This is a genomic window from Enterobacter cloacae complex sp. CARB60, from assembly GCF_036487345.1.
GTDB classification, from domain to species: Bacteria; Pseudomonadota; Gammaproteobacteria; order Enterobacterales; family Enterobacteriaceae; genus Enterobacter; species Enterobacter asburiae_D.
In genome coordinates this window covers 3,345,978-3,369,271 of the sequence record NZ_JAZKLC010000002.1, presented here as the reverse complement: position 1 = coordinate 3,369,271, position 23,294 = coordinate 3,345,978, and the positions used below count along the sequence as shown (strand labels likewise).

Annotated in this window: 22 protein-coding genes and 5 tRNA genes; 24 read left to right on the top strand and 3 right to left on the bottom strand. The window is 54.0% G+C overall.

The genetic code is table 11. From position 1 onward, the window contains the following. The first annotated feature begins 14 nt into the window (after window positions 1–14). The 23 genes from sdhB (at window position 15) to pnuC (ending at window position 19,461) form a co-directional block, all read left to right on the top strand. Window positions 15–731 (top strand): succinate dehydrogenase iron-sulfur subunit SdhB, encoded by a 717-nt coding sequence (gene sdhB / locus V4835_RS17245; protein WP_008501090.1) that lies wholly within the window; start codon window positions 15–17, stop codon window positions 729–731. A gap of 238 nt (window positions 732–969) precedes the next feature. Continuing rightward, window positions 970–3,777 (top strand): 2-oxoglutarate dehydrogenase E1 component, encoded by a 2,808-nt coding sequence (gene sucA, locus V4835_RS17240; RefSeq protein WP_331412989.1) that lies wholly within the window; start codon window positions 970–972, stop codon window positions 3,775–3,777. A 14-nt stretch (window positions 3,778–3,791) separates the two neighbouring features. Next, window positions 3,792–5,012: a 2-oxoglutarate dehydrogenase complex dihydrolipoyllysine-residue succinyltransferase gene (gene odhB / locus V4835_RS17235; RefSeq protein WP_041910762.1), complete on the top strand. Its 1,221-nt coding sequence runs from the start codon at window positions 3,792–3,794 to the stop codon at window positions 5,010–5,012. Window positions 5,013–5,129: 117 nt separating this feature from the next. Further along, window positions 5,130–6,296, top strand: a complete 1,167-nt coding sequence (gene sucC / locus V4835_RS17230) for an ADP-forming succinate--CoA ligase subunit beta (RefSeq protein WP_047347067.1) — start codon at window positions 5,130–5,132, stop codon at window positions 6,294–6,296. Next, complete coding sequence (gene sucD, locus V4835_RS17225) at window positions 6,296–7,165, top strand: succinate--CoA ligase subunit alpha (RefSeq protein ID WP_008501094.1); 870 nt, start codon at window positions 6,296–6,298, stop codon at window positions 7,163–7,165. Before sucC ends, sucD begins: the two co-directional genes overlap by 1 nt. Before the next feature lie 730 nt (window positions 7,166–7,895). After that, window positions 7,896–9,464, top strand: a complete 1,569-nt coding sequence (cydA, locus tag V4835_RS17220; RefSeq protein ID WP_063143149.1) for a cytochrome ubiquinol oxidase subunit I — start codon at window positions 7,896–7,898, stop codon at window positions 9,462–9,464. A 15-nt stretch (window positions 9,465–9,479) separates the two neighbouring features. Next, window positions 9,480–10,619, top strand: coding sequence for a cytochrome d ubiquinol oxidase subunit II (cydB, locus tag V4835_RS17215; RefSeq protein WP_039261312.1), 1,140 nt, complete (start codon window positions 9,480–9,482; stop codon window positions 10,617–10,619). Between the two features lie 14 nt (window positions 10,620–10,633). Then, entirely contained in the window at window positions 10,634–10,747 is a 114-nt protein-coding gene (cydX, locus tag V4835_RS17210) for a cytochrome bd-I oxidase subunit CydX (RefSeq protein WP_003858598.1), read from the top strand. Continuing rightward, the gene (gene ybgE, locus V4835_RS17205) at window positions 10,747–11,037 is read left to right on the top strand and encodes a cyd operon protein YbgE (RefSeq protein ID WP_133550023.1); all 291 of its coding nucleotides are present in this window, start codon (window positions 10,747–10,749) and stop codon (window positions 11,035–11,037) included. The genes cydX and ybgE overlap by 1 nt, the downstream gene beginning before the upstream one ends. A 148-nt stretch (window positions 11,038–11,185) precedes the next feature. After that, complete coding sequence (gene ybgC, locus V4835_RS17200) at window positions 11,186–11,590, top strand: tol-pal system-associated acyl-CoA thioesterase (RefSeq protein WP_003858593.1); 405 nt, start codon at window positions 11,186–11,188, stop codon at window positions 11,588–11,590. Next, entirely contained in the window at window positions 11,587–12,279 is a 693-nt protein-coding gene (gene tolQ / locus V4835_RS17195) for a Tol-Pal system protein TolQ (RefSeq protein WP_008501101.1), read from the top strand. The genes ybgC and tolQ overlap by 4 nt, the downstream gene beginning before the upstream one ends. 3 nt (window positions 12,280–12,282) lie before the next feature. Continuing rightward, complete coding sequence (gene tolR, locus V4835_RS17190; RefSeq protein WP_003858589.1) at window positions 12,283–12,711, top strand: colicin uptake protein TolR; 429 nt, start codon at window positions 12,283–12,285, stop codon at window positions 12,709–12,711. Between the two features lie 28 nt (window positions 12,712–12,739). Continuing rightward, window positions 12,740–14,026 carry a cell envelope integrity protein TolA gene (tolA, locus tag V4835_RS17185; RefSeq protein ID WP_063143147.1) on the top strand — a complete coding sequence of 429 codons (1,287 nt, stop codon included), beginning with the start codon at window positions 12,740–12,742 and terminating at the stop codon, window positions 14,024–14,026. 134 nt (window positions 14,027–14,160) lie between these two features. Beyond that, window positions 14,161–15,453, top strand: a complete 1,293-nt coding sequence (tolB, locus tag V4835_RS17180; protein ID WP_063143146.1) for a Tol-Pal system beta propeller repeat protein TolB — start codon at window positions 14,161–14,163, stop codon at window positions 15,451–15,453. 35 nt (window positions 15,454–15,488) lie between these two features. After that, on the top strand, window positions 15,489–16,010 hold the full coding sequence (pal, locus tag V4835_RS17175) for a peptidoglycan-associated lipoprotein Pal (protein WP_003858578.1): 522 nt from the start codon (window positions 15,489–15,491) through the stop codon (window positions 16,008–16,010). Window positions 16,011–16,019: 9 nt separating this feature from the next. Beyond that, window positions 16,020–16,811, top strand: a complete 792-nt coding sequence (gene cpoB / locus V4835_RS17170) for a cell division protein CpoB (protein ID WP_331412987.1) — start codon at window positions 16,020–16,022, stop codon at window positions 16,809–16,811. Between the two features lie 161 nt (window positions 16,812–16,972). Then, window positions 16,973–17,048 (top strand) — tRNA-Lys (locus V4835_RS17165). Between the two features lie 26 nt (window positions 17,049–17,074). Continuing rightward, window positions 17,075–17,150, top strand: a tRNA-Val gene (locus V4835_RS17160). Window positions 17,151–17,153: 3 nt separating this feature from the next. After that, window positions 17,154–17,229: transfer RNA gene (locus tag V4835_RS17155), tRNA-Lys, on the top strand. A gap of 41 nt (window positions 17,230–17,270) precedes the next feature. Beyond that, window positions 17,271–17,346, top strand: a tRNA-Lys gene (locus V4835_RS17150). A gap of 31 nt (window positions 17,347–17,377) precedes the next feature. Beyond that, window positions 17,378–17,453, top strand: a tRNA-Lys gene (locus tag V4835_RS17145). A 222-nt stretch (window positions 17,454–17,675) separates the two neighbouring features. Then, the gene (gene nadA, locus V4835_RS17140) at window positions 17,676–18,719 is read left to right on the top strand and encodes a quinolinate synthase NadA (protein ID WP_331412986.1); all 1,044 of its coding nucleotides are present in this window, start codon (window positions 17,676–17,678) and stop codon (window positions 18,717–18,719) included. A gap of 22 nt (window positions 18,720–18,741) precedes the next feature. After that, a complete protein-coding gene (gene pnuC / locus V4835_RS17135; RefSeq protein ID WP_331412985.1) occupies window positions 18,742–19,461 on the top strand; it encodes a nicotinamide riboside transporter PnuC in 720 nt (239 codons plus the stop codon). On the opposite strand, the gene zitB is transcribed toward pnuC, so the two are convergent. Beyond that, window positions 19,458–20,396: a CDF family zinc transporter ZitB gene (gene zitB, locus V4835_RS17130; protein ID WP_331412984.1), complete on the bottom strand. Its 939-nt coding sequence runs from the start codon at window positions 20,394–20,396 to the stop codon at window positions 19,458–19,460. The genes pnuC and zitB overlap by 4 nt on opposite strands. Window positions 20,397–20,500: 104 nt before the next feature. Beyond that, complete coding sequence (locus V4835_RS17125; protein WP_331412983.1) at window positions 20,501–20,881, bottom strand: protein YbgS; 381 nt, start codon at window positions 20,879–20,881, stop codon at window positions 20,501–20,503. A gap of 304 nt (window positions 20,882–21,185) precedes the next feature. Here V4835_RS17125 and aroG point away from each other — a divergent pair, with 304 nt between their 5' ends. Continuing rightward, window positions 21,186–22,238: a 3-deoxy-7-phosphoheptulonate synthase AroG gene (gene aroG, locus V4835_RS17120; protein ID WP_331412982.1), complete on the top strand. Its 1,053-nt coding sequence runs from the start codon at window positions 21,186–21,188 to the stop codon at window positions 22,236–22,238. A gap of 60 nt (window positions 22,239–22,298) precedes the next feature. Here aroG and gpmA read toward each other — a convergent pair whose 3' ends face one another. Further along, window positions 22,299–23,051 carry a 2,3-diphosphoglycerate-dependent phosphoglycerate mutase gene (gpmA, locus tag V4835_RS17115; protein ID WP_023310804.1) on the bottom strand — a complete coding sequence of 251 codons (753 nt, stop codon included), beginning with the start codon at window positions 23,049–23,051 and terminating at the stop codon, window positions 22,299–22,301. Between the last annotated feature and the right edge of the window lie 243 nt (window positions 23,052–23,294).

Here is a 23,294-nt window from a genome sequence, read left to right as displayed (position 1 = left end):
GCGGAGACAGGATAATGAAACTCGAATTCTCAGTTTATCGTTATAACCCGGATGTAGACGACGCTCCGCGTATGCAGGATTACACCCTGGAAGCGGAAGAAGGTCGCGACATGATGCTGCTGGATGCCTTAATCCAGCTGAAAGAGAAAGATCCAACGCTGTCGTTCCGTCGCTCCTGCCGTGAAGGGGTGTGTGGCTCTGACGGGGTGAACATGAACGGCAAAAATGGCCTCGCCTGCATCACGCCAATTTCAGCGTTGCAGCGCCCTGGTCAGAAAATTGTTATCCGTCCTCTGCCAGGCCTGCCGGTCGTGCGTGATTTGGTGGTAGACATGGGGCAATTCTATGCACAATATGAGAAGATTAAGCCTTACTTATTGAATAATGGGCAAAATCCACCCGCTCGCGAGCACTTACAGTCTCCTGAGCAGCGTGAAAAACTCGATGGGCTGTACGAGTGTATTCTCTGCGCATGCTGTTCAACGTCCTGCCCGTCGTTCTGGTGGAACCCGGACAAGTTTATCGGCCCGGCCGGTCTGCTGGCTGCCTATCGCTTCCTGATCGATAGCCGCGACACCGAAACCGACAGCCGTCTGGAAGGACTGAGTGACGCTTTCAGCGTATTCCGCTGCCATAGCATCATGAACTGCGTCAGTGTGTGTCCGAAGGGGCTGAACCCGACGCGCGCCATCGGCCATATTAAGTCGATGCTGCTGCAGCGCAGTGCGTAAGTAAAAACGCCGGATGGCGCTGCGCTTATCCGGCCTACGTAACAGTAGGCCCGGTAAGCGTAGCGTCACCGGGCAAATTGCAGAAACCTTTAAAAACTGCCCTGAAGTCTAGACAGTTTCTAAAGGTTCCTTCGCGGGCCAAATGAAAAGAGCTCGCAGGTGAACCCCGGCACGTACACGTGGTGTGCGTGGTAGTTTCTACGGCGAAAGTAAGCATAAAAATGCTTAAGGGATCACGATGCAGAACGGCGCAATGAAAGCCTGGCTGGACTCTTCTTTCCTTTCTGGTGCGAACCAGAGCTGGATTGAACAGCTCTATGAAGACTTCTTAACCGATCCTGACTCAGTGGACGCAAACTGGCGTTCCATGTTCCAGCAGTTGCCTGGCACAGGGGTCAAACCGGATCAATTCCATTCCAAAACACGTGATTATTTCCGTCGTCTGGCGAAGGATGCCTCACGTTACTCTTCTGCGATTTCCGACCCTGACACCAATGCGAAGCAGGTTAAAGTCCTGCAGCTTATCAACGCTTATCGCTTCCGCGGTCACCAGCATGCGAATCTCGATCCGCTGGGACTGTGGAAACAAGACCGTGTGGCCGATCTCGATCCGGCGTATCACGATCTGACCGAGGCCGATTTCCAGGAAAGCTTTAACGTAGGTTCCTTTGCCATCGGCAAAGACACGATGAAGCTGGGCGATCTGATTGACGCGCTCAAGCAAACCTACTGCGGCTCCATCGGCGCGGAATACATGCACATTACCTCTACCGAAGAGAAACGCTGGATCCAGCAGCGTATCGAATCCGTAGCGGGCCACGCGAACTTCTCGGCTGACGAGAAAAAACGCTTCCTGAACGAGCTGACCGCAGCGGAAGGGCTTGAGCGCTATCTGGGCGCGAAATTCCCGGGCGCAAAACGCTTCTCGCTGGAAGGCGGCGACGCGCTGGTGCCGATGCTGAAAGAGCTGATTCGTCACGCAGGCAAGAGCGGTACCCGTGAAGTCGTTCTGGGTATGGCGCACCGCGGCCGTCTGAACGTACTGATCAACGTGCTGGGTAAAAAACCGCAGGACCTGTTCGACGAATTCGCGGGCAAACATAAAGAACACCTCGGCACCGGCGACGTGAAGTACCACATGGGCTTCTCGTCTGATATCGAAACCGAAGGCGGTCTGGTTCACCTGGCGCTGGCGTTTAACCCGTCACACCTGGAAATCGTTAGCCCGGTGGTTATCGGTTCCGTGCGTGCGCGTCTGGATCGTCTGGACGAGCCGAGCAGCAATAAAGTGCTGCCTATCACCATCCACGGTGATGCGGCGGTAACAGGGCAGGGCGTGGTTCAGGAAACCCTGAACATGTCGAAAGCGCGTGGTTACGAAGTGGGCGGTACCGTTCGCATCGTGATCAACAACCAGGTGGGCTTTACCACCTCTAACCCGCTGGATGCGCGTTCTACCCCGTACTGCACAGACATCGGTAAGATGGTGCAGGCGCCAATCTTCCACGTTAACGCGGATGACCCGGAAGCCGTGGCTTTCGTTACCCGTCTGGCGCTGGACTTCCGTAATACCTTTAAACGCGATGTGTTCATTGACCTCTTCTGCTACCGCCGTCACGGCCACAACGAAGCGGATGAGCCAAGTGCAACCCAGCCGTTGATGTATCAGAAAATCAAAAAACACCCAACGCCGCGCAAAATCTATGCTGACAAGCTGGAAGCGGACAAAGTGGCGACGCTGGAAGATGCGACCGAGCTGGTCAACCTCTATCGCGACGCGCTGGATGCGGGTGAATGCGTGGTGAAAGAGCTGCGTCCGATGAACATGCACTCCTTTACCTGGTCGCCGTACCTCAACCACGAGTGGGATGAGAGCTACCCGAACAAGGTGGAGATGAAGCGCCTGCAGGAGCTGGCTAAACGCATCAGCACCGTACCGGACGCTATCGAGATGCAGTCTCGCGTGCAGAAAATCTACGCTGACCGTCAGTCCATGGCGGCAGGTGAGAAGCTGTTTGACTGGGGCGGTGCGGAAACGCTGGCCTACGCAACGCTGGTTGACGAAGGCATTCCTGTTCGTCTGTCCGGTGAAGATGCGGGCCGTGGTACCTTCTTCCACCGTCACGCGGTTGTTCACAACCAGTCCAACGGTTCAACCTACACCCCGCTGCAGCACGTGCACAACGGTCAGGGCCAGTTCAAGGTCTGGGACTCCGTGCTGTCTGAAGAAGCGGTACTGGCCTTCGAATACGGTTACGCCACCGCTGAACCACGCACCCTGACCATCTGGGAAGCGCAGTTCGGCGACTTCGCCAACGGCGCGCAGGTAGTTATCGACCAGTTCATCTCCTCCGGCGAGCAGAAATGGGGCCGTATGTGTGGCCTGGTGATGCTGCTGCCGCACGGTTATGAAGGGCAGGGTCCGGAGCACTCCTCCGCGCGTCTGGAACGTTATCTGCAGCTCTGCGCCGAGCAGAACATGCAGGTCTGCGTGCCGTCCACCCCGGCTCAGGTCTACCACATGCTGCGTCGTCAGGCGCTGCGCGGTATGCGCCGTCCGCTGGTGGTGATGTCGCCAAAATCCCTGCTGCGTCATCCGCTGGCGGTGTCCAGCCTGGAAGAACTGGCGAACGGTACCTTCCAGCCGGCCATCGGTGAAGTTGACGAGCTGGATCCGCAGGCCGTGAAGCGTGTCGTAATGTGTTCTGGTAAGGTTTATTACGACCTGCTGGAACAGCGCCGCAAGAACGATCAGAAAGATGTCGCCATCGTGCGTATCGAACAGCTTTATCCGTTCCCGCATCAGGCGATGCAGGAAGTGCTGAAACAATATGCTCACGTACATGATTTTGTCTGGTGCCAGGAAGAGCCGCTCAACCAGGGCGCATGGTACTGCAGCCAGCATCATTTCCGTGAAGTGATTCCATTTGGGTCAGCCCTGCGCTATGCAGGTCGCCCGGCCTCCGCCTCTCCGGCGGTAGGGTATATGTCCGTTCACCAGAAGCAGCAACAAGATCTGGTCAATGACGCGCTGAACGTCGATTAATTAAAGGATACAAAATGAGTAGCGTAGATATTCTTGTTCCCGACCTGCCTGAATCCGTAGCAGATGCGACCGTCGCTACCTGGCACAAAAAACCAGGCGATGCCGTTAAGCGCGATGAAGTGCTGGTAGAAATCGAAACTGACAAAGTGGTACTGGAAGTACCGGCTTCGGCGGATGGCGTTCTGGACGCGGTGCTGGAAGATGAAGGTACCACCGTTACCTCTCGTCAGATCCTGGGTCGCCTGCGTGAAGGCAACAGCGCGGGCAAAGAGTCCAGCGCGAAATCTGAAGAGAAAGCCTCTACGCCGGCTCAGCGCCAGCAGGCTTCTCTGGAAGAACAGTCTAACGACGCCCTCAGCCCGGCGATCCGTCGCCTGCTGGCTGAACATAGCCTTGACCCGGCAGCCATCAAAGGCACCGGTGTGGGCGGTCGTCTGACCCGCGAAGACATCGACAAGCACCTGGCGAAAGCGCCTGCTCAGGCAGAAGCGAAAGCCCCTGTGGCAGCACCGGCAGCACAGCCTGCTCTGGGCGCCCGCAGCGAAAAACGCGTGCCAATGACTCGCCTGCGTAAGCGCGTGGCCGAGCGTCTGCTGGAGGCGAAAAACTCCACCGCGATGCTGACCACCTTCAACGAAGTGAACATGAAGCCAATCATGGACCTGCGTAAGCAGTACGGTGACGCGTTTGAAAAACGTCACGGTATCCGTCTGGGCTTTATGTCCTTCTACGTGAAAGCGGTAGTTGAAGCGCTGAAACGCTACCCGGAAGTGAACGCGTCTATTGATGGCGATGACGTGGTTTACCACAACTATTTCGACGTCAGCATGGCGGTTTCTACCCCACGTGGCCTGGTAACGCCGGTTCTGCGTGATGTGGATACCCTGGGTATGGCTGACATCGAGAAAAACATTAAAGAGCTGGCTGTTAAAGGCCGCGACGGCAAGCTGACCGTAGACGACCTGACCGGCGGTAACTTCACCATTACCAACGGCGGTGTATTCGGCTCGCTGATGTCTACCCCGATCATTAACCCGCCGCAGAGCGCGATCCTGGGTATGCATGCCATTAAAGATCGCCCGATGGCGGTAGACGGTAAAGTGGAGATCCTGCCAATGATGTACCTGGCGCTCTCTTACGACCACCGCCTGATCGACGGCCGCGAGTCCGTGGGCTTCCTGGTCGCGATTAAAGAGCTGCTGGAAGATCCAACGCGTCTGCTGCTGGACGTCTAGTGACTATTTAGCATCACCTGCCCTGTAGGCCGGATAAGCGTAGCGCCATCCGGCACACAGACTGCGCCGGTCTACAGGTTTGAAGATAACGATTACCCTGAAGGATGGATAGAACACATGAACTTACATGAATATCAGGCCAAACAGCTGTTTGCCCGGTATGGCTTACCGGCTCCGGTGGGTTATGCCTGTACTACCCCGCGTGAAGCAGAAGAAGCTGCATCTAAAATCGGTGCCGGCCCGTGGGTAGTTAAGTGTCAGGTTCACGCTGGTGGCCGTGGTAAAGCGGGCGGTGTGAAGGTTGTTAAGAGCAAAGAAGAGATTCGTGCGTTTGCTGAACATTGGCTCGGCAAGCGTCTGGTAACGTACCAGACAGATGCGAACGGCCAGCCGGTTAACCAGATCCTGGTTGAAGCGGCGACCGACATCGCGAAAGAACTGTACCTGGGCGCGGTTGTTGACCGTAGCTCCCGTCGCGTGGTGTTCATGGCGTCTACCGAAGGCGGCGTGGAAATCGAGAAAGTGGCGGAAGAGACCCCGCACCTGATCCACAAAGTGGCAATCGATCCGCTGGCGGGCCCAATGCCTTACCAGGGTCGCGAGCTGGCGTTCAAACTGGGTCTGGAAGGCAAGCTGGTTCAGCAGTTCACCAAAATCTTCATGGGTCTGGCGAACATCTTCCTGGAGCGCGACCTGGCGCTGATCGAGATCAACCCGCTGGTGATCACCACCCAGGGCGACCTGATCTGCCTTGACGGCAAGCTGGGCGCTGACGGCAACGCGCTGTTCCGCCAGTCCGACCTGCGCGAAATGCGCGATCAGTCTCAGGAAGACCCGCGTGAAGCGCAGGCTGCACAGTGGGAGCTGAACTACGTGGCGCTGGACGGCAACATCGGCTGTATGGTTAACGGTGCGGGCCTGGCAATGGGCACCATGGACATCGTTAAGCTGCACGGCGGTGAGCCAGCTAACTTCCTCGACGTAGGCGGTGGCGCAACCAAAGAGCGCGTAACCGAAGCGTTCAAAATCATCCTCTCTGACGACAACGTGAAGGCCGTTCTGGTTAACATCTTCGGCGGCATCGTCCGCTGTGACCTGATCGCCGACGGTATCATCGGTGCGGTAGAAGAAGTGGGTGTTAACGTTCCGGTTGTTGTGCGTCTGGAAGGTAACAACGCTGAACTCGGCGCGAAAAAACTGGCTGACAGCGGCCTGAATATTATTGCAGCGAAAAGTCTGACGGATGCAGCTCAGCAGGTTGTTGCCGCAGTGGAGGGGAAATAATGTCAGTTTTAATTAATAAAGATACCAAGGTTATCTGCCAGGGCTTCACCGGTAGCCAGGGGACTTTCCACTCCGAACAGGCGATTGCCTACGGCACGCAGATGGTTGGCGGCGTAACGCCAGGTAAAGGCGGTACCACGCACCTGGGCCTGCCGGTGTTCAACACCGTGCGTGAAGCCGTAGAAGCGACGGGCGCAACCGCGACCGTGATCTACGTTCCGGCGCCGTTCTGCAAAGACTCCATTCTGGAAGCGATTGATGCAGGCATCAAGCTAATCATCACCATCACTGAAGGCATCCCGACGCTGGATATGCTGACCGTGAAGGTGAAGCTGGATGAAGCAGGCGTGCGCATGATCGGCCCGAACTGCCCTGGCGTTATCACCCCAGGCGAATGCAAAATCGGCATCATGCCGGGCCACATTCACAAGCCGGGCAAAGTGGGCATCGTGTCCCGTTCCGGTACCCTGACCTATGAAGCAGTGAAGCAGACCACCGATTACGGCTTCGGCCAGTCCACCTGCGTGGGCATCGGCGGTGACCCGATCCCTGGCTCTAACTTCATCGACATCCTGAAGCTGTTCCAGGAAGATCCACAGACCGAAGCGATCGTGATGATCGGTGAAATCGGTGGTAGCGCGGAAGAAGAAGCGGCTGCTTACATCAAAGAACACGTGACCAAGCCGGTTGTGGGTTACATCGCGGGTGTGACCGCGCCGAAAGGCAAGCGTATGGGTCACGCAGGCGCGATCATCGCCGGTGGTAAAGGTACGGCTGATGAGAAATTCGCAGCGCTGGAAGCCGCAGGCGTGAAGACCGTTCGCAGCCTGGCGGATATCGGCGAAGCACTGAAATCCATCATTAAGTAAGTCCTCTCTGCTCCCCGAAAGGGGGGCGTTGAAGTATAAAAATGTCCGTTTCGACATGGTTGGCCGCTGTAAAGCGGCCTTTTTTTTGTCTGCCGGGCGTCATGCAATAGTCACAAATAGGTGTTAATTACAGAGGGTGTAAAAGTAAAATAATTGTTATTTATTTACCTTAAAGAGAGCCGATGGAAAAAAACGAAAAACGAACTAAAATTTATGTCCTGAATAAATGAGGCATTCAGGCTACTAGGTTAATAAAAATCACTTCTGTTTATATTCACCCGTCGATTCGATAACCTTAATTGTATTTTATATACATATCTTTAACATGGTTTTTACTATGTTCACCACATCAGAACACAATTAACATAACGGATTGTTTTTGATTTAAATCAAAGTTTAATCCTTGGAAAAACCCATCAAAAGGCGCTAAATTGTCCCCGATCAAAATGGCCGAAAAGTGGTAATTTTGCTATAAATTGATCACCGTCGAAAAACGTAAATGTGATTCAATAAAAACCTGTTTATTGTAAGGGTTTTGCAGCGTATTATATTTGCGGGATCAATTTGAGTTTTTTATTAACGTATTTGTAACCTCACGTCATCGTTTTTATCCTCCTTCAGGGTAATAACGACGACAAGGATGCGAATAATTTGTATTGGGGCATGCGTGTGGATCTCTCTCTGACGGGGTTCACTCTCGGAGTCTTCATGCGATGAGCAAGGAGTCATGATGTTAGATATAGTCGAACTGTCGCGCTTACAGTTTGCCTTGACCGCGATGTACCACTTCCTGTTTGTGCCACTGACGCTCGGTATGGCGTTCCTGCTGGCCATTATGGAAACGGTATACGTTCTCTCCGGCAAACAGATTTATAAAGATATGACCAAGTTCTGGGGCAAGTTGTTTGGTATCAACTTCGCACTGGGCGTGGCAACCGGTCTGACCATGGAGTTCCAGTTCGGGACTAACTGGTCTTACTATTCCCACTATGTTGGGGATATCTTCGGTGCGCCGCTGGCCATTGAAGGTCTGATGGCCTTCTTCCTCGAATCCACCTTTGTAGGTCTGTTCTTCTTCGGCTGGGACCGTCTGGGTAAAGTCCAGCATATGGCGGTGACCTGGCTGGTGGCATTAGGTTCGAACCTGTCCGCGCTGTGGATCCTGGTAGCGAACGGCTGGATGCAGAACCCTATCGCGTCTGATTTCAACTTCGAAACCATGCGTATGGAGATGGTCAGCTTTGCCGAACTGGTCCTGAACCCGGTTGCGCAGGTTAAATTCGTTCACACCGTCGCTTCTGGCTATGTGTGCGGCGCGATGTTTGTCCTGGGTATCAGTTCTTACTACATGCTGCGCGGTCGTGACTTCGCGTTTGCTAAGCGCTCCTTTGCTATCGCTGCAAGCTTTGGTATGGCTGCAATCCTCTCTGTTATCGTTCTGGGTGATGAATCCGGTTACGAAATGGGCGACGTGCAGAAAACCAAACTGGCCGCAATTGAAGCCGAATGGGAAACCCAACCGGCGCCTGCTGCCTTCACGCTGTTCGGTGTTCCCGATCAGGATGCGCAGGAAAACCGCTTCGCTATTCAAATCCCTTACGCACTGGGTATCATCGCCACTCGTTCTGTTGATAAGCAGGTGACCGGTCTGAAAGAGCTGATGGTTCAGCATGAAGAGCGTATCCGTAACGGTATGAAAGCCTACTCGCTGCTGGAACAGCTGCGTGCTGGTTCTACCGATCAGGCTGTTCGCGACCAGTTCAACAGTGTGAAGAAAGATCTGGGTTACGGTCTGCTCCTGAAACGTTATACCCCGAACGTTTCTGATGCGACAGAAGCGCAGATCCAGATGGCAACCAAAGACTCGATTCCACGCGTTGCGCCACTGTACTTCGCATTCCGTATCATGGTGGGCTGCGGCATCATCATGCTGCTGATCATTGCGGCGTCCTTCTGGTCCGTGATCCGCAACCGCATCGGCGAGAAAAAATGGCTGCTGCGCACCGCGCTGTACGGTATTCCACTGCCGTGGATCGCGATCGAATCCGGCTGGTTTGTTGCGGAGTATGGCCGTCAGCCATGGGCGATTGGTGAGGTACTGCCAACGGCGGTAGCGAACTCATCCCTGACAGCGGGCGATCTGATCTTCTCCATGCTGCTGATTTGTGGTCTGTACACCCTGTTCCTGGTGGCTGAACTGTTCCTGATGTTCAAGTTCGCGCGCCTTGGCCCAAGCAGCCTGAAAACCGGTCGCTATCACTACGAGCAGTCCACTGCGACTACTCAGCCGGCACGCTAAGACAGGAGTCATCAAATGATCGATTATGAAGTATTGCGTTTTATCTGGTGGCTGTTGGTCGGCGTTCTGCTGATCGGTTTCGCCGTCACGGATGGTTTCGACATGGGGGTGGGGATGCTCACCCGTTTCCTCGGTCGTAATGACACCGAGCGTCGAATCATGATCAACTCCATCGCCCCGCACTGGGACGGTAACCAGGTGTGGCTGATCACCGCAGGCGGCGCGCTGTTCGCTGCCTGGCCGATGGTCTACGCGGCTGCGTTCTCCGGCTTCTACGTGGCGATGATCCTGGTGCTGGCCTCTTTATTCTTCCGTCCGGTCGGTTTCGACTACCGTTCCAAGATTGAAGATACCCGCTGGCGCAACATGTGGGACTGGGGCATCTTCATCGGTAGCTTCGTTCCACCGCTGGTGATCGGCGTGGCGTTCGGTAACCTGCTGCAGGGCGTGCCGTTCCACCTGGACGAATACATGCGTCTTTACTACACCGGTAACTTCTTCCAGCTGCTGAACCCGTTTGGTCTGCTGGCCGGCGTGGTGAGCGTGGCGATGATCATCACTCAGGGCGCAACCTATCTGCAGATGCGCACGGTTGGTGAACTGCACCTGCGTTCTCGCGCGACGGCTCAGGTTGCCGCGCTGGTGACGCTGGTCTGCTTCGCACTGGCCGGTGTGTGGGTAGTGTACGGTATTGATGGTTACGTGGTGACGTCTGCGATTAACCATACTGCACCGTCTAACCCGCTGACCAAAGAAGTGGCGCGTCAGGCGGGAGCCTGGCTGGTGAACTTTAACAACACCCCTGCGCTGTGGGCTATTCCTGCTCTGGGCGTGCTGCTGCCGCTGCTGACCGTGCTGACGTCTCGTCTGGAGAAAGGCGCTCTGGCGTTCGTGTTCTCATCACTGACCCTGGCGTGCATCATCCTGACGGCGGGTATTGCGATGTTCCCATTCGTCATGCCATCCAGCACCATGCTGAATGCTAGCCTGACCATGTGGGATGCAACCTCCAGCCAGCTGACGCTGAACCTGATGACGTATGTTGCTTGCGTGTTCGTACCGATTATCCTGCTCTACACCACCTGGTGTTACTGGAAAATGTTCGGTCGTATCACTAAAGAACATATCGAAAGCAACACCCACTCTATGTACTAAGTAAGGAGCTGAATATGTGGTATTTCGCATGGATTTTAGGGACGCTTCTTGCCTGTGCATTTGGTGTCATCACTGCCCTGGCGCTTGAGCACGTCGAAGCGACCAAAGCGGGTGAAGAAAAACACTAATGAATATTATCGCAATGTTATATGCGGTAATGGATAAGCGCCCGTTACGGGCGCTTTCTTTAGTGATGGCATTACTGCTGGCAGGTTGTATCTTCTGGGACCCTTCGCGCTTTGCAGCGAAAACCAGCGAGCTTGAAATCTGGCACGGCTTCCTCATTATGTGGGCGGTGTGCGCAGGTGTGATCCACGGCGTGGGCTTTCGTCCGAAAGCCGTTCACTGGCAGGGAATTTTTTGCCCGCTGATTGCCGATCTGGTGCTTCTCGCCGGTTTGATTTTCTTCTTCTTCTGAATAAGAAATGTCCGTTAACGTTATGGGCTTACCCGAGCCCATAAAAATTTACTCTCCGTTTACTTTCTCCCATTCCAAACCATCATTCCCGCGCGTATAGTAGCGAAGTTTAAAAGCATTAACTTTTGTTGCATTACCGGGATGTAAAGTGAATACAACGCTGTTTCGATGGCCGGTTCGTGTCTATTACGAAGATACCGATGCCGGTGGTGTGGTTTACCACGCCAGCTACGTTGCTTTTTATGAACGGGCACGCACAGAGATGCTGCGCCATCATCACTTTAGTCAACAGGTGCTGTTGGCTGAGCGAGTTGCCTTCGTGGTTCGCAAGATGACGCTTGAGTATTTTGCGCCTGCCAGACTCGACGATATGCTCGAAGTCCAAACTGAAATTACATCAATGCGCGGGACCTCACTGGTTTTCACGCAGCGGATAGTCAACGCAGAGAATACCGTACTGAACTCAGCTGAAGTGCTGATTGTTTGTGTTGATCCAACCATAATGAAGCCTCGTGCGCTTCCTAAGTCTATTGTCGCGGAGTTTAAGCAGTGACTGACATGAATATCCTTGATTTGTTCCTGAAGGCAAGCCTTCTGGTTAAACTTATCATGTTGATTTTGATTGGTTTTTCAATCGCATCCTGGGCCATCATCATCCAGAGAACGCGTATCCTCAATGCCGCAGGCCGTGAAGCCGAAGCGTTTGAAGATAAGTTCTGGTCGGGTATTGAGCTTTCTCGTCTGTATCAGGAAAGCCAGGGGCGCCGTGAAAACCTTACAGGCTCCGAGCAAATTTTTTATAGCGGTTTCAAAGAGTTTGCCCGTCTGCATCGTGCAAACAATCATGCGCCGGAAGCGGTGGTGGAAGGAGCCTCGCGTGCGATGCGCATCTCTATGAACCGCGAGCTGGAAAACCTTGAAACGCATATTCCATTCCTCGGCACTGTCGGTTCCATCAGCCCGTATATCGGCCTGTTTGGTACCGTGTGGGGGATCATGCACGCCTTTATCGCGCTGGGCGCGGTGAAGCAGGCGACGTTGCAGATGGTTGCACCGGGTATCGCTGAAGCACTGATTGCGACCGCTATCGGTCTGTTTGCGGCAATTCCGGCGGTTATGGCTTACAACCGTCTGAACCAGCGCGTGAACAAACTGGAACTGAACTACGACAACTTTATGGAAGAGTTCACTGCGATTCTGCACCGTCAGGCGTTTACCAGCACCGAGAGCAACAAGGGGTAAACCATGGCCAGATCGCGTGGACGAGGTCGTCGCGAGCTCAAGTCCGAAATCAATATCGTTCCACTGCTGGACGTCCTGTTGGTACTGCTGCTGATCTTCATGGCGACAGCGCCAATCATTACCCAGAGCGTGGAAGTGGATCTGCCGGATGCGACAGAATCACAGGCGGTGAGCACCAATGACGATCCTCCGGTTATCATTGAGGTTTCCGGCGTAGGGCAATACAGCGTCGTGGTAGAGAAAGATCGTATGGATCAGCTGCCGCCTGAGCAGGTTATTGCTGAGGCCCAGCGTCGCCTGGAGTCAAATCCGAAAACGGTCTTCTTAATCGGTGGCGCAAAAGACGTACCCTACGATGAAATTATTAAAGCGCTGAACTTGCTACATAGTGCGGGTGTTAAGTCAGTTGGCTTAATGACCCAACCTATTTGATCATCCGCGTAGTTTTTGGGAACCGATAGTGTCAAAGGCAACCGAACAGAACGACAAGCTTAAGCGAGCGATAATCGTCTCCGCAGTGCTGCACGTTATTCTCTTTGCAGCGCTGATCTGGAGTTCGTTCGACGAGCATATTGATGCATCAGCCGGCGGCGGTGGAGGGTCTTCCATTGACGCCGTGATGGTGGATCCCGGTGCGGTAGTACAGAACTATAATCGCGAGCAACAGCAGAAGGCGAGTGCCAAACGGGCTGAAGAGCAGCGTGAAAAACAGTCGCAACAGCAGGCGGAAGAACTGCGTGAAAAGCAGGCCGCAGAGCAGGAGCGTCTGAAGCAGCTTGAGAAAGAACGTTTGCAGGCGCAGGAAGCCGCGAAAGAGCAGGCGGAACAGCAGAAACAAGCCGAAGAGGCCGCGAAGAAAGCACAGGAACAGCAAAAGCAGGCGGAAGAGGCGGCAGCAAAAGCCGCAGCGGACGCCAAAGCACAGGCTGATGCCCAGGCAAAATTAGCGGCAGAAGCGGCGAAGAAAGCCGCTGCTGATGCTCAGAAGAAAGCTGAAGCGGAAGCCGCGAAGAAAGCCGCAGCTGATGCCCAGAAGAAAGCTGAAGCCGAAGCCGCGAAGAAAGCTGCTGCCGATGCTCAGAAGAAAGCGGAAGCCGAAGCCGCGAAGAAAGCTGCTCAGGACGCAGAGAAGAAAGCTGCTGCCGAGGCTGCGAAGAAAGCGGCTGCTGCTGAGAAAGCGGCTGCTGAAAAAGCTGCCGCTGCTGAAAAAGCCGCTGCCGATAAAAAAGCTGCAGCTGAGAAGGCTGCTGCCGATAAGAAAGCTGCAGCTGAGAAAGCCGCTGCCGATAAGAAAGCAGCAGCTGAAAAAGCGGCTGCCAAAAAGGCTGCCGCCGCTGAAAAAGCCGCTGCTGCCGCAGGGGTTGACGATCTGCTGGGCGATTTGAGCTCCGGTAAGAATGCACCGAAAACGGGCGGCGGGGCGAAAGGAAACAACGCAGCGCCGACGGGAAGTGGTAACACTAAGAGTAACGGTGCGACAGGGGCTGAAATCAACGGTTATGCCGCGCAGATTAAATCCGCTATTGAAAGCCGATTCTATGATGCGTCTTCCTATACCGGTAAAACGTGTACGTTGCGTATAAAACTGGCTCCGGACGGCATGCTGCTCGATATTAAGTCTGAAGGTGGCGACCCGGCTTTATGTACTGCGGCCCTGGCTGCAGCGCGTCAGGCGAAGATGCCTAAACCGCCGTCTCAGGCCGTTTACGAAGTCTTCAAAAATGCGCCGCTGGACTTCAAACCTTAAGTTACATTTTCCCCGTGCAAACGGGGAAAAATAGACCAGGTTTAGTCACAGGGTTCTGGTAGTTTTGTCTATTTGAGTTTGTTAACATTCTGCTAAATTATCGCGGGTAAGGTTACCCAGATAAGGGAGATATGATGAAGCAGGCATTACGTGTAGCATTTGGTTTTTTGATGCTGTGGGCAGCAGTACTGCACGCAGAAGTACGTATCGAGATCACCCAGGGGGTGGACTCGGCACGCCCAATCGGTGTTGTTCCGTTCCAGTGGGCCGGTCCTGGCGCTGCACCTGAAGATGCCGGTGGCATCGTGGCGGCTGACCTGCGTAACAGCGGTAAATTCAACCCGTTAGATCGTTCTCGTCTGCCTCAGCAGCCGGGTAGCGCGCAGGAAGTACAGCCTGCGGCATGGTCTGCGCTGGGTATTGATGCCGTGGTTGTGGGTCAGGTTACGCCTAACCCGGACGGCTCCTACAACGTGGCCTGGCAGCTGGTGGATACCGGCGGTGCACCGGGTACCGTTCTGGCACAGAACTCTTACAAGGTCACTAAACAGTACCTGCGCTACGCGGCACACGCTGCCAGCGATGCGGTATTTGAAAAACTGACCGGCATTAAAGGGGCGTTCCGTACCCGTATTGCTTATGTGGTGCAGACCAACGGTGGTCAGTTCCCGTATGAGCTGCGCGTATCTGACTACGACGGCTATAACCAGTTCCTGGTGAAACGTTCTTCACAGCCGCTGATGTCTCCAGCCTGGTCTCCGGACGGTTCTAAACTGGCCTATGTGACCTTCGAAAGCGGCCGTTCAGCGCTGGTTATCCAGACGCTGGCAAACGGTGCTGTTCGTCAGGTGGCATCTTTCCCACGTCACAACGGTGCGCCTTCCTTCTCTCCGGACGGGTCTAAACTGGCGTTTGCGCTGTCAAAAACCGGTAGCCTTAACCTGTACGTGATGGACATTGGCTCTGGCCAGATCCGTCAGGTGACCGACGGTCGCAGCAACAACACCGAACCTTCATGGTTCCCGGACAGTCAAAACCTGGCGTTTACCTCTGACCAGGCTGGCCGTCCACAAATCTATAAAGTCAACGTCAACGGCGGTGCTCCGCAGCGTATTACCTGGGAAGGTTCGCAGAACCAGAACTCAGACGTGAGCAGCGACGGTAAATTTATGGTAATGGTGAGCTCCAACGGTGGGCAGCAGCACATTGCCAAACAAGATCTGGTAGCGGGTGGCGTTCAAGTTCTGTCGTCAACGTTCCTGGATGAAACGCCAAGTCTGGCACCTAACGGCACGATGGTAATCTACAGCTCTTCTCAGGGGATGGGATCTGTGCTGAATCTGGTTTCTACAGATGGGCGTTTCAAAGCGCGTATTCCGGCAACTGATGGACAGGTAAAATCACCTGCCTGGTCGCCGTATCTGTAAATAATAATTAATTGATTACTAAAGGAATCATAGAAATGCAACTGAACAAAGTGCTGAAGGGGCTGATGATCGCTCTGCCTGTAATGGCAATCGCAGCGTGTTCTTCTAACAAGAACGCAAGCAATGACCAGAGCGGCGAAGGCATGATGGGTGCCGGCACCGGTATGGACGCGAACGGCAATGGCAACATGTCTTCTGAAGAGCAAGCGCGTCTTCAGATGCAGCAGCTGCAGCAGAACAACATCGTTTACTTCGATCTGGATAAATACGACATCCGTTCTGACTTCGCTGCGATGCTGGATGCGCACGCTAACTTCCTGCGTAGCAACCCATCTTACAAAGTCACCGTAGAAGGTCACGCGGACGAACGTGGTACTCCAGAGTACAACATCTCCCTGGGTGAACGTCGTGCTAACGCTGTTAAAATGTACCTGCAGGGTAAAGGCGTTTCTGCTGACCAGATCTCCATCGTTTCTTACGGTAAAGAAAAACCTGCAGTACTGGGTCACGACGAAGCGGCTTACTCCAAAAACCGTCGTGCCGTACTGGTTTACTAAGAGAATTGCATGAGCAGTAACTTCAGACATCATCTGTTGAGTCTGTCGTTACTGGTTGGAATAGCGGCCCCCTGGGCCGCTTTTGCTCAGGCACCAATCAGTAGTGTCGGCTCAGGCTCGGTAGAAGACCGGGTCACTCAACTCGAGCGTATTTCTAACGCTCACAGCCAGCTTTTAACCCAACTCCAGCAACAGCTCTCCGATAACCAGAATGATATTGACTCTCTCCGCGGTCAGATTCAGGAAAGCCAGTATCAGCTTAACCAGGTTGTGGAACGTCAGAAGCAAATCTTGTTGCAGATAGATAGCCTGAGCAGCGGTGGTGGTGCGCAAGCACAGCCAGCAGCAGGCGATCAGAGCGGTGCGGCGACATCCGCTCCGGCTGCGGATGCTTCTGCTTCTACAGGTGCGCCTGTACAGAGCGGTGACGCGAATACGGACTACAACGCGGCGATTGCCCTGGTGCAGGATCAATCTCGTCAGGATGACGCGCTTGCTGCGTTTCAGAGCTTTGTGAAGAAATACCCTGATTCCACTTATCAGCCAAATGCGAATTACTGGCTCGGTCAGCTGAATTACAACAAGGGTAAAAAGGACGATGCGGCGTTTTATTTTGCCTCCGTGGTAAAAAATTACCCGAAATCGCCAAAAGCGCCTGATGCGATGTACAAAGTGGGCGTCATCATGCAGGACAAAGGCGACACTGCGAAAGCCAAAGCGGTTTATCAGCAGGTGGTCTCTAAATTCCCGGGTACCGAAGGTGCTAAGCAGGCGCAAAAACGTCTGAATTCGATGGGATGATTACCGCATGACCAGAAATCGCGTTATTTCTGGTCGTGCAGCATGATTCGTAAGCAGTTAAGTGATCTTCATCGAAATTTTTGTTGCGCTGAATTCTTAAATCAGTAATATATGCCGCCGTTGCCACGGGATATCAAACAACGTGAAAACAGCGTAAAAGTGGGTCGTTAGCTCAGTTGGTAGAGCAGTTGACTTTTAATCAATTGGTCGCAGGTTCGAATCCTGCACGACCCACCACTTAACGCATACCGGCAGTACAGAGTGGGTGATTAGCTCAGTTGGTAGAGCATCTCCTTTACACGGAGGGGGTCGGCGGTTCGAGCCCGTCATCACCCACCACTCGGGTCGTTAGCTCAGTTGGTAGAGCAGTTGACTTTTAATCAATTGGTCGCAGGTTCGAATCCTGCACGACCCACCAATTTTATTGGTTCCGAGTGATAATTCAGGCAATACCCAGATGGGTCGTTAGCTCAGTTGGTAGAGCAGTTGACTTTTAATCAATTGGTCGCAGGTTCGAATCCTGCACGACCCACCAGCCTGAATAAATTTGAAGTACATCCCGCAAGGGGTCGTTAGCTCAGTTGGTAGAGCAGTTGACTTTTAATCAATTGGTCGCAGGTTCGAATCCTGCACGACCCACCAGTGTAGAAAGGCGCCCTAAAGGCGCCTTTTTGCTATCTGCCGACGGTGCATGTCGGGTAAGGCGAAGCCGCCCGCCGACAAATGCTACCCGCACCTATTTCCGGTGACTTTTCCGCTCATATTCGCTATCTTGTTTAGTATACAAAACACAATTGCCACGCGTTTTGCTATGTCATGCAAAAGAAAGGCAATATTGTTAAGCCAGTAAAACGAGAAGCCATAATGAGTGTGATGTTTGATCCTGAAGCCGCAATCTATCCGTTTCCGCCAAAGCCTGTCCCGCTGAGCCAGGATGAAAAGCAATTCTATCGCGAGAAGATCAAACGTCTTCTCAAAGAACGAGATGCGGTGATGGTGGCCCATTACTACACCGACCCGGAAATTCAGCAGCTGGCGGAAGAGACCGGCGGCTGTATTTCTGACTCACTGGAGATGGCACGCTTCGGTGCAAGACATCCCGCTTCCACGCTACTGGTTGCTGGCGTGCGTTTTATGGGCGAAACGGCAAAGATCCTGAGCCCTGAAAAAACCATTCTGATGCCCACGCTTAACGCGGAGTGTTCGCTGGATCTCGGCTGCCCGATTGACGAGTTCACCGCTTTCTGCGACGCCCATCCTGACCGGACCGTAGTGGTTTACGCCAACACCTCTGCGGCGGTAAAAGCGCGGGCAGACTGGGTTGTCACCTCCAGCATCGCCGTTGAGCTGATTGAACATCTGGACAGCCTGGGCGAGAAAATTATCTGGGCGCCTGACCGCCATCTTGGAAATTACGTCCAGAAGCAGACGGGGGCTGACGTCCTCTGCTGGCAGGGGGCCTGCATTGTGCATGACGAATTCAAAACCCAGGCGCTGGCGCGCATGAAGGCTCTTTATCCTGACGCCGCGATCCTTGTTCACCCTGAATCACCGCAGTCGATAGTCGACATGGCGGATGCCGTGGGCTCAACCAGCCAGCTTATCAACGCGGCCAGGACGTTGCCTCACAAGCAGCTCATCGTGGCGACCGATCGCGGTATCTTCTACAAGATGCAGCAGGCCGTGCCGGAGAAAGAGCTCCTTGAAGCGCCAACGGCGGGCGAGGGCGCAACGTGCCGCAGCTGTGCGCATTGCCCGTGGATGGCGATGAACGGCCTGAAGGCCATTGCCGAAGGGCTCGAGACAGGCGGTTCAGCACATGAAATCCATGTCGACGCCGCTCTGCGTGAAGGTGCGTTGATTCCGCTTAACCGCATGCTGGATTTTGCGGCTACACTACGTACTTAATTCAAAACGCCCCGGGGAAAAGATGGATTTTTTTAGCACGCAGAACATTCTGGTTCATATACCGATTGGTGCAGGTGGCTATGACCTGTCATGGATTGAGGCCGTTGGCACGCTGGCGGGGTTACTCTGTATCTGGCTCGCCAGCCTGGAGAAGATTAGCAACTATGCGTTCGGGCTCGTTAACGTTACGCTGTTTGCGATTATCTTCTTCCAGATCCAGCTGTACGCCAGCCTGCTTTTACAGCTGTTCTTCTTCGCCGCCAATATCTACGGCTGGTACGCGTGGTCGCGTCAGAACAGCCAGCAGGAGGCAGAGCTGCAGATCCGCTGGCTGCCCTTGCCGAAAGCCATCGCCTGGTTTGTCGCCTGCGTGGTCGCCATTGGCTTAATGACCGTCTATATCAACCCGGTGTTTGCGTTCCTGACCCGCGTTGCCGTTTCGGTCATGTCCGGTTTCGGCCTGAACGTGACGATGCCTGTCCTCCAGCCGGATGCCTTCCCGTTCTGGGATTCCTGCATGATGGTGCTGTCGATTGCGGCGATGATCCTGATGACTCGTAAATACGTTGAGAACTGGCTGCTGTGGGTCATCATCAACGTGATTAGCGTGGCCATCTTCGCCCTGCAGGGCGTCTATGCGATGTCGCTGGAATATCTGCTGCTGACCTTCATCGCGCTGAACGGCAGCCGGATGTGGATTAAAAGCGCGCGTGAGCGAGGTTCTCACGCGCTTTCCAGCTAGTGGTGATGATGATGTGAATGTCCGGACTGCGCCTCGTTAAGGTGGCAGTCCGGCCCGTTACAGGGCTGATACTCCATCTGGATAGTGACGTGGCCAATTTCGTAGTGATGTTCAAGAAAATGCTGGATGCGTTCAAGCAGCGCATCGTGGTCGTGAGGCGGAATGACCTGAACGTGCAGCGTCATGACCGGTTTTTCCCCCACCAGCCAGACGTGCACATGATGAACGTTGCGGACTTCCGGGACTGAACGGCGCAGGTTGCGCTTCAGCTCGTCAATATCCATTGATGCCGGGGCCCCTTCAAGCAGTTCATTCACGCTCTCCTTCAGCAGCCGCCAGGCGCTGCGCAAGACCAGACACGACACCAGCACGGACAGAATCGGATCGACAGGCGTCCAGCCGGTGTAGAGAATCACCAGCGCGGCGACAATCGCCCCGACCGAGCCGAGCAAATCACCCAGAACATGCAGAGCCGCGGCGCGTACGTTGAGGTTCTTTTCCCCGCTGCCGCGGTGCAAAATCCAGAAGGCCAGGATATTTGCCAGCAGCCCCGCCACGGCAATCACCATCATTGTCGCCCCGGCGATCGGCTGCGGGTGTCTGAAACGCTGTACGGCCTCCCAGACGATAAGAACGGTAATGACCACCAGCGCAATGGCGTTAACAAACGCGGCAAGGGTTGTCAGCCTCAGCCAGCCGAAGGTGTGGCGCGCATTCGGAGGACGACGCGCAAACTGTACCGCCAGCAGGGCGAAGAGCAGCGCTGCGGCATCGGTCAGCATGTGTCCGGCATCGGCCAGAAGCGCCAGAGAGCCGGAAACCAGGCCGCCAATGACCTCGATAACCATAAACGTTGCCGTGACGCCAAAGGCCAGCATCAGTCGTTTAGCGTTGTCGTTGCCGGGAGTGTGCGAGTGGGAATGGGAGTGCGCCATGTCTGCTTTCCTGATGTGTTATTGTTTTTAGTGTAGCGTTTTTAATAGGTTACTCCAAAAAGAAAGGAGAGCCAGAGCTCTCCTTTCTTTCCGATCACAACCTGTTATTGGGTTGTGCCATCAGTTTTGGTATTCGCGTCGTTTCCGACTTTGTCATTAGGATCCGGGCATTTGCCGTCCTTACACATCGAGTTCTTATGAACCTCATCCGAACTCATATTGTCATGATTCATGGTGCCGGAACCGCTGTCGTTGGGATGCAGCATCGTGCCGCCGGTGTTGGTGTTACCGGTATTGATCTGGCTGTTGTCGACATTATTCGGGGCAATATTCTGTTTCGCATCTGGGGCGGGCTGGCCTGCTGCCGCAGCCGCATTCGCATCCCCGTTGCTGTCTGATGTGCCCGTTTCCGCGGCCAGGACGCTGCCGCTGGCCAGAGTGAGTGTGGCGGTCAGGAAGAGGGTTGCCAGTTTTGTCATTTTCATCATGGTGCTCCTGTTCTTGTCGTTACGCTGGATAACATTCTCCAACAGTGCATCTTTTTCAGAGGCGAAAGATTCCGCCTTACGGACTTACGTCAGTAGGGAATCGCGTTTAAGCGTGTAAAATTGGTTGTTACAGTTAAAAAGCTTAGGTTAGATCTCATTTTTCGCTATTTTGTGGCGATTTTTAGGCGAATTCCAGGAATTATCTGCGTGAAGTGTAAAACCGTGTTTACACTTCCTGGTCGACAAGATAGATTGAAAGGATTGCTTTCATTACTAAAGATATGGCAGAGCTGGAAAGAAAATGAATTATCAGAACGACGATTTACGCATTAAAGAGATCAATGAGTTATTACCTCCTGTAGCGCTCCTTGAGAAATTCCCCGCCACTGAAAATGCCGCAAACACGGTTTCTCATGCTCGTAAAGCGATCCATAAGATCCTGAAAGGTAATAATGATCGTCTTCTGGTGGTGATTGGCCCGTGCTCCATTCACGATCCTGCAGCCGCGAAAGAGTACGCCGCCCGTCTGCTCACCCTTCGTGAAGAGCTGAAGGACGAGCTGGAAATCGTGATGCGCGTCTATTTTGAAAAACCGCGCACCACCGTGGGCTGGAAAGGGCTGATTAACGATCCGCATATGGATAACAGCTTCCAGATCAACGACGGTCTGCGCATTGCGCGCAAGCTGCTGCTGGAGATCAACGACAGCGGCCTGCCTGCGGCCGGTGAGTTCCTGGACATGATTACGCCACAATACCTGGCAGACCTGATGAGCTGGGGCGCAATTGGTGCCCGCACAACAGAATCTCAGGTTCACCGAGAGCTGGCGTCCGGTCTCTCTTGCCCGGTGGGTTTCAAAAACGGCACTGACGGCACGATGAAGGTAGCTATTGATGCCATCAACGCAGCGGGCGCGCCGCACTGCTTCCTCTCGGTGACCAAATGGGGTCATTCCGCCATCGTTAACACCAGCGGGAACGGCGACTGCCATATCATTCTGCGCGGCGGTAAAGAACCAAACTACAGCGCAAAACATGTCGCGGAAGTGAAGGTCGGGCTGGAAAAAGCCGGGCTGCCACCGCAGGTGATGATCGATTTCAGCCATGCCAACTCCAGCAAGCAGTTCAAAAAGCAGATGGAAGTGGGTGCAGACGTCTGTCAGCAGATTGCCGGCGGTGAGAAAGCGGTGATTGGGGTGATGATCGAAAGCCATCTGGTTGAAGGTAACCAGAACCTGGAAGGCAGCGAACCGCTGGTGTATGGCAAAAGCGTCACCGATGCCTGCATTGGCTGGGACGATACCGATACCATCCTGCGTCAGCTGGCGAATGCGGTAAAAGCGCGTCGCGGTTAATTCGAATGCAGAAGTAAAAAAGCGCGGAAGGCTCCGCGCTTTTTTTATGCCTGGCGAAAATTACTTCGCTTTACCCTGGTTCGCGACAGCCGCTGCTTTCGCCGCGATCTCTTCTGCGTTACCCAGATAGTAGTGTTTGATTGGCTTGAAGTTTTCGTCGAACTCATACACCAGCGGTACGCCAGTTGGGATGTTCAGTTCGAGGATTTCGTCTTCACCCATGTTGTCCAGGTATTTCACCAGCGCGCGCAGGGAGTTACCGTGAGCAGCGATGATCACGCGCTCGCCGCTTTTCAGGCGTGGCAGAATGGTTTCGTTCCAGTAAGGCACAACGCGGTCGATGGTCAGCGCCAGGCTCTCGGTGGTTGGCAGCTCAGCGTCGGTCAGCTTCGCGTAACGCGGGTCGTGGCCCGGGTAGCGCTCGTCATCTTTGGTCAGCTCTGGTGGGGTGATTGCGAAGCCGCGACGCCACTGTTTTACCTGCTCGTCGCCATATTTCTCAGCGGTTTCCGCTTTGTTCAGGCCCTGCAGCGCACCGTAGTGACGTTCGTTCAGTTTCCAGGACTTCTCAACCGGCAGCCAGGCCTGATCCAGTTCGTCCAGCACGTTCCACAGGGTGTGGATGGCACGTTTCAGCACAGAGGTGTAAGCAAAATCAAAGCTGAAGCCTTCTTCCTTCAGCAGTTTACCTGCTGCTTTTGCTTCGCTTACGCCTTTCTCAGACAGATCAACGTCGTACCAACCGGTAAAGCGGTTTTCGTTGTTCCACTGGCTTTCGCCGTGACGCACCAGAACCAGCTTAGTAATAGCCATCTCTTACTCCTCAAGCATTTTTAGAATGATAACAATTCTCATTATATTGCCGTGGCCGTGCCACCAGCAACGCTTAACCCTAACCATAGCGAAAATAGTCTCTGAGTGTAAGATGCTTGTGAATCCATGGTTATGATTTTGTCTGCAATCGGCGCTATTTTCAGCAAAGCGCGCAGAAAAAAGCCCTCGTTGTGAGGGCTGACTTTTTTTGCCGGATGGCGCTTCGCTTATCGGGCAAGGAAT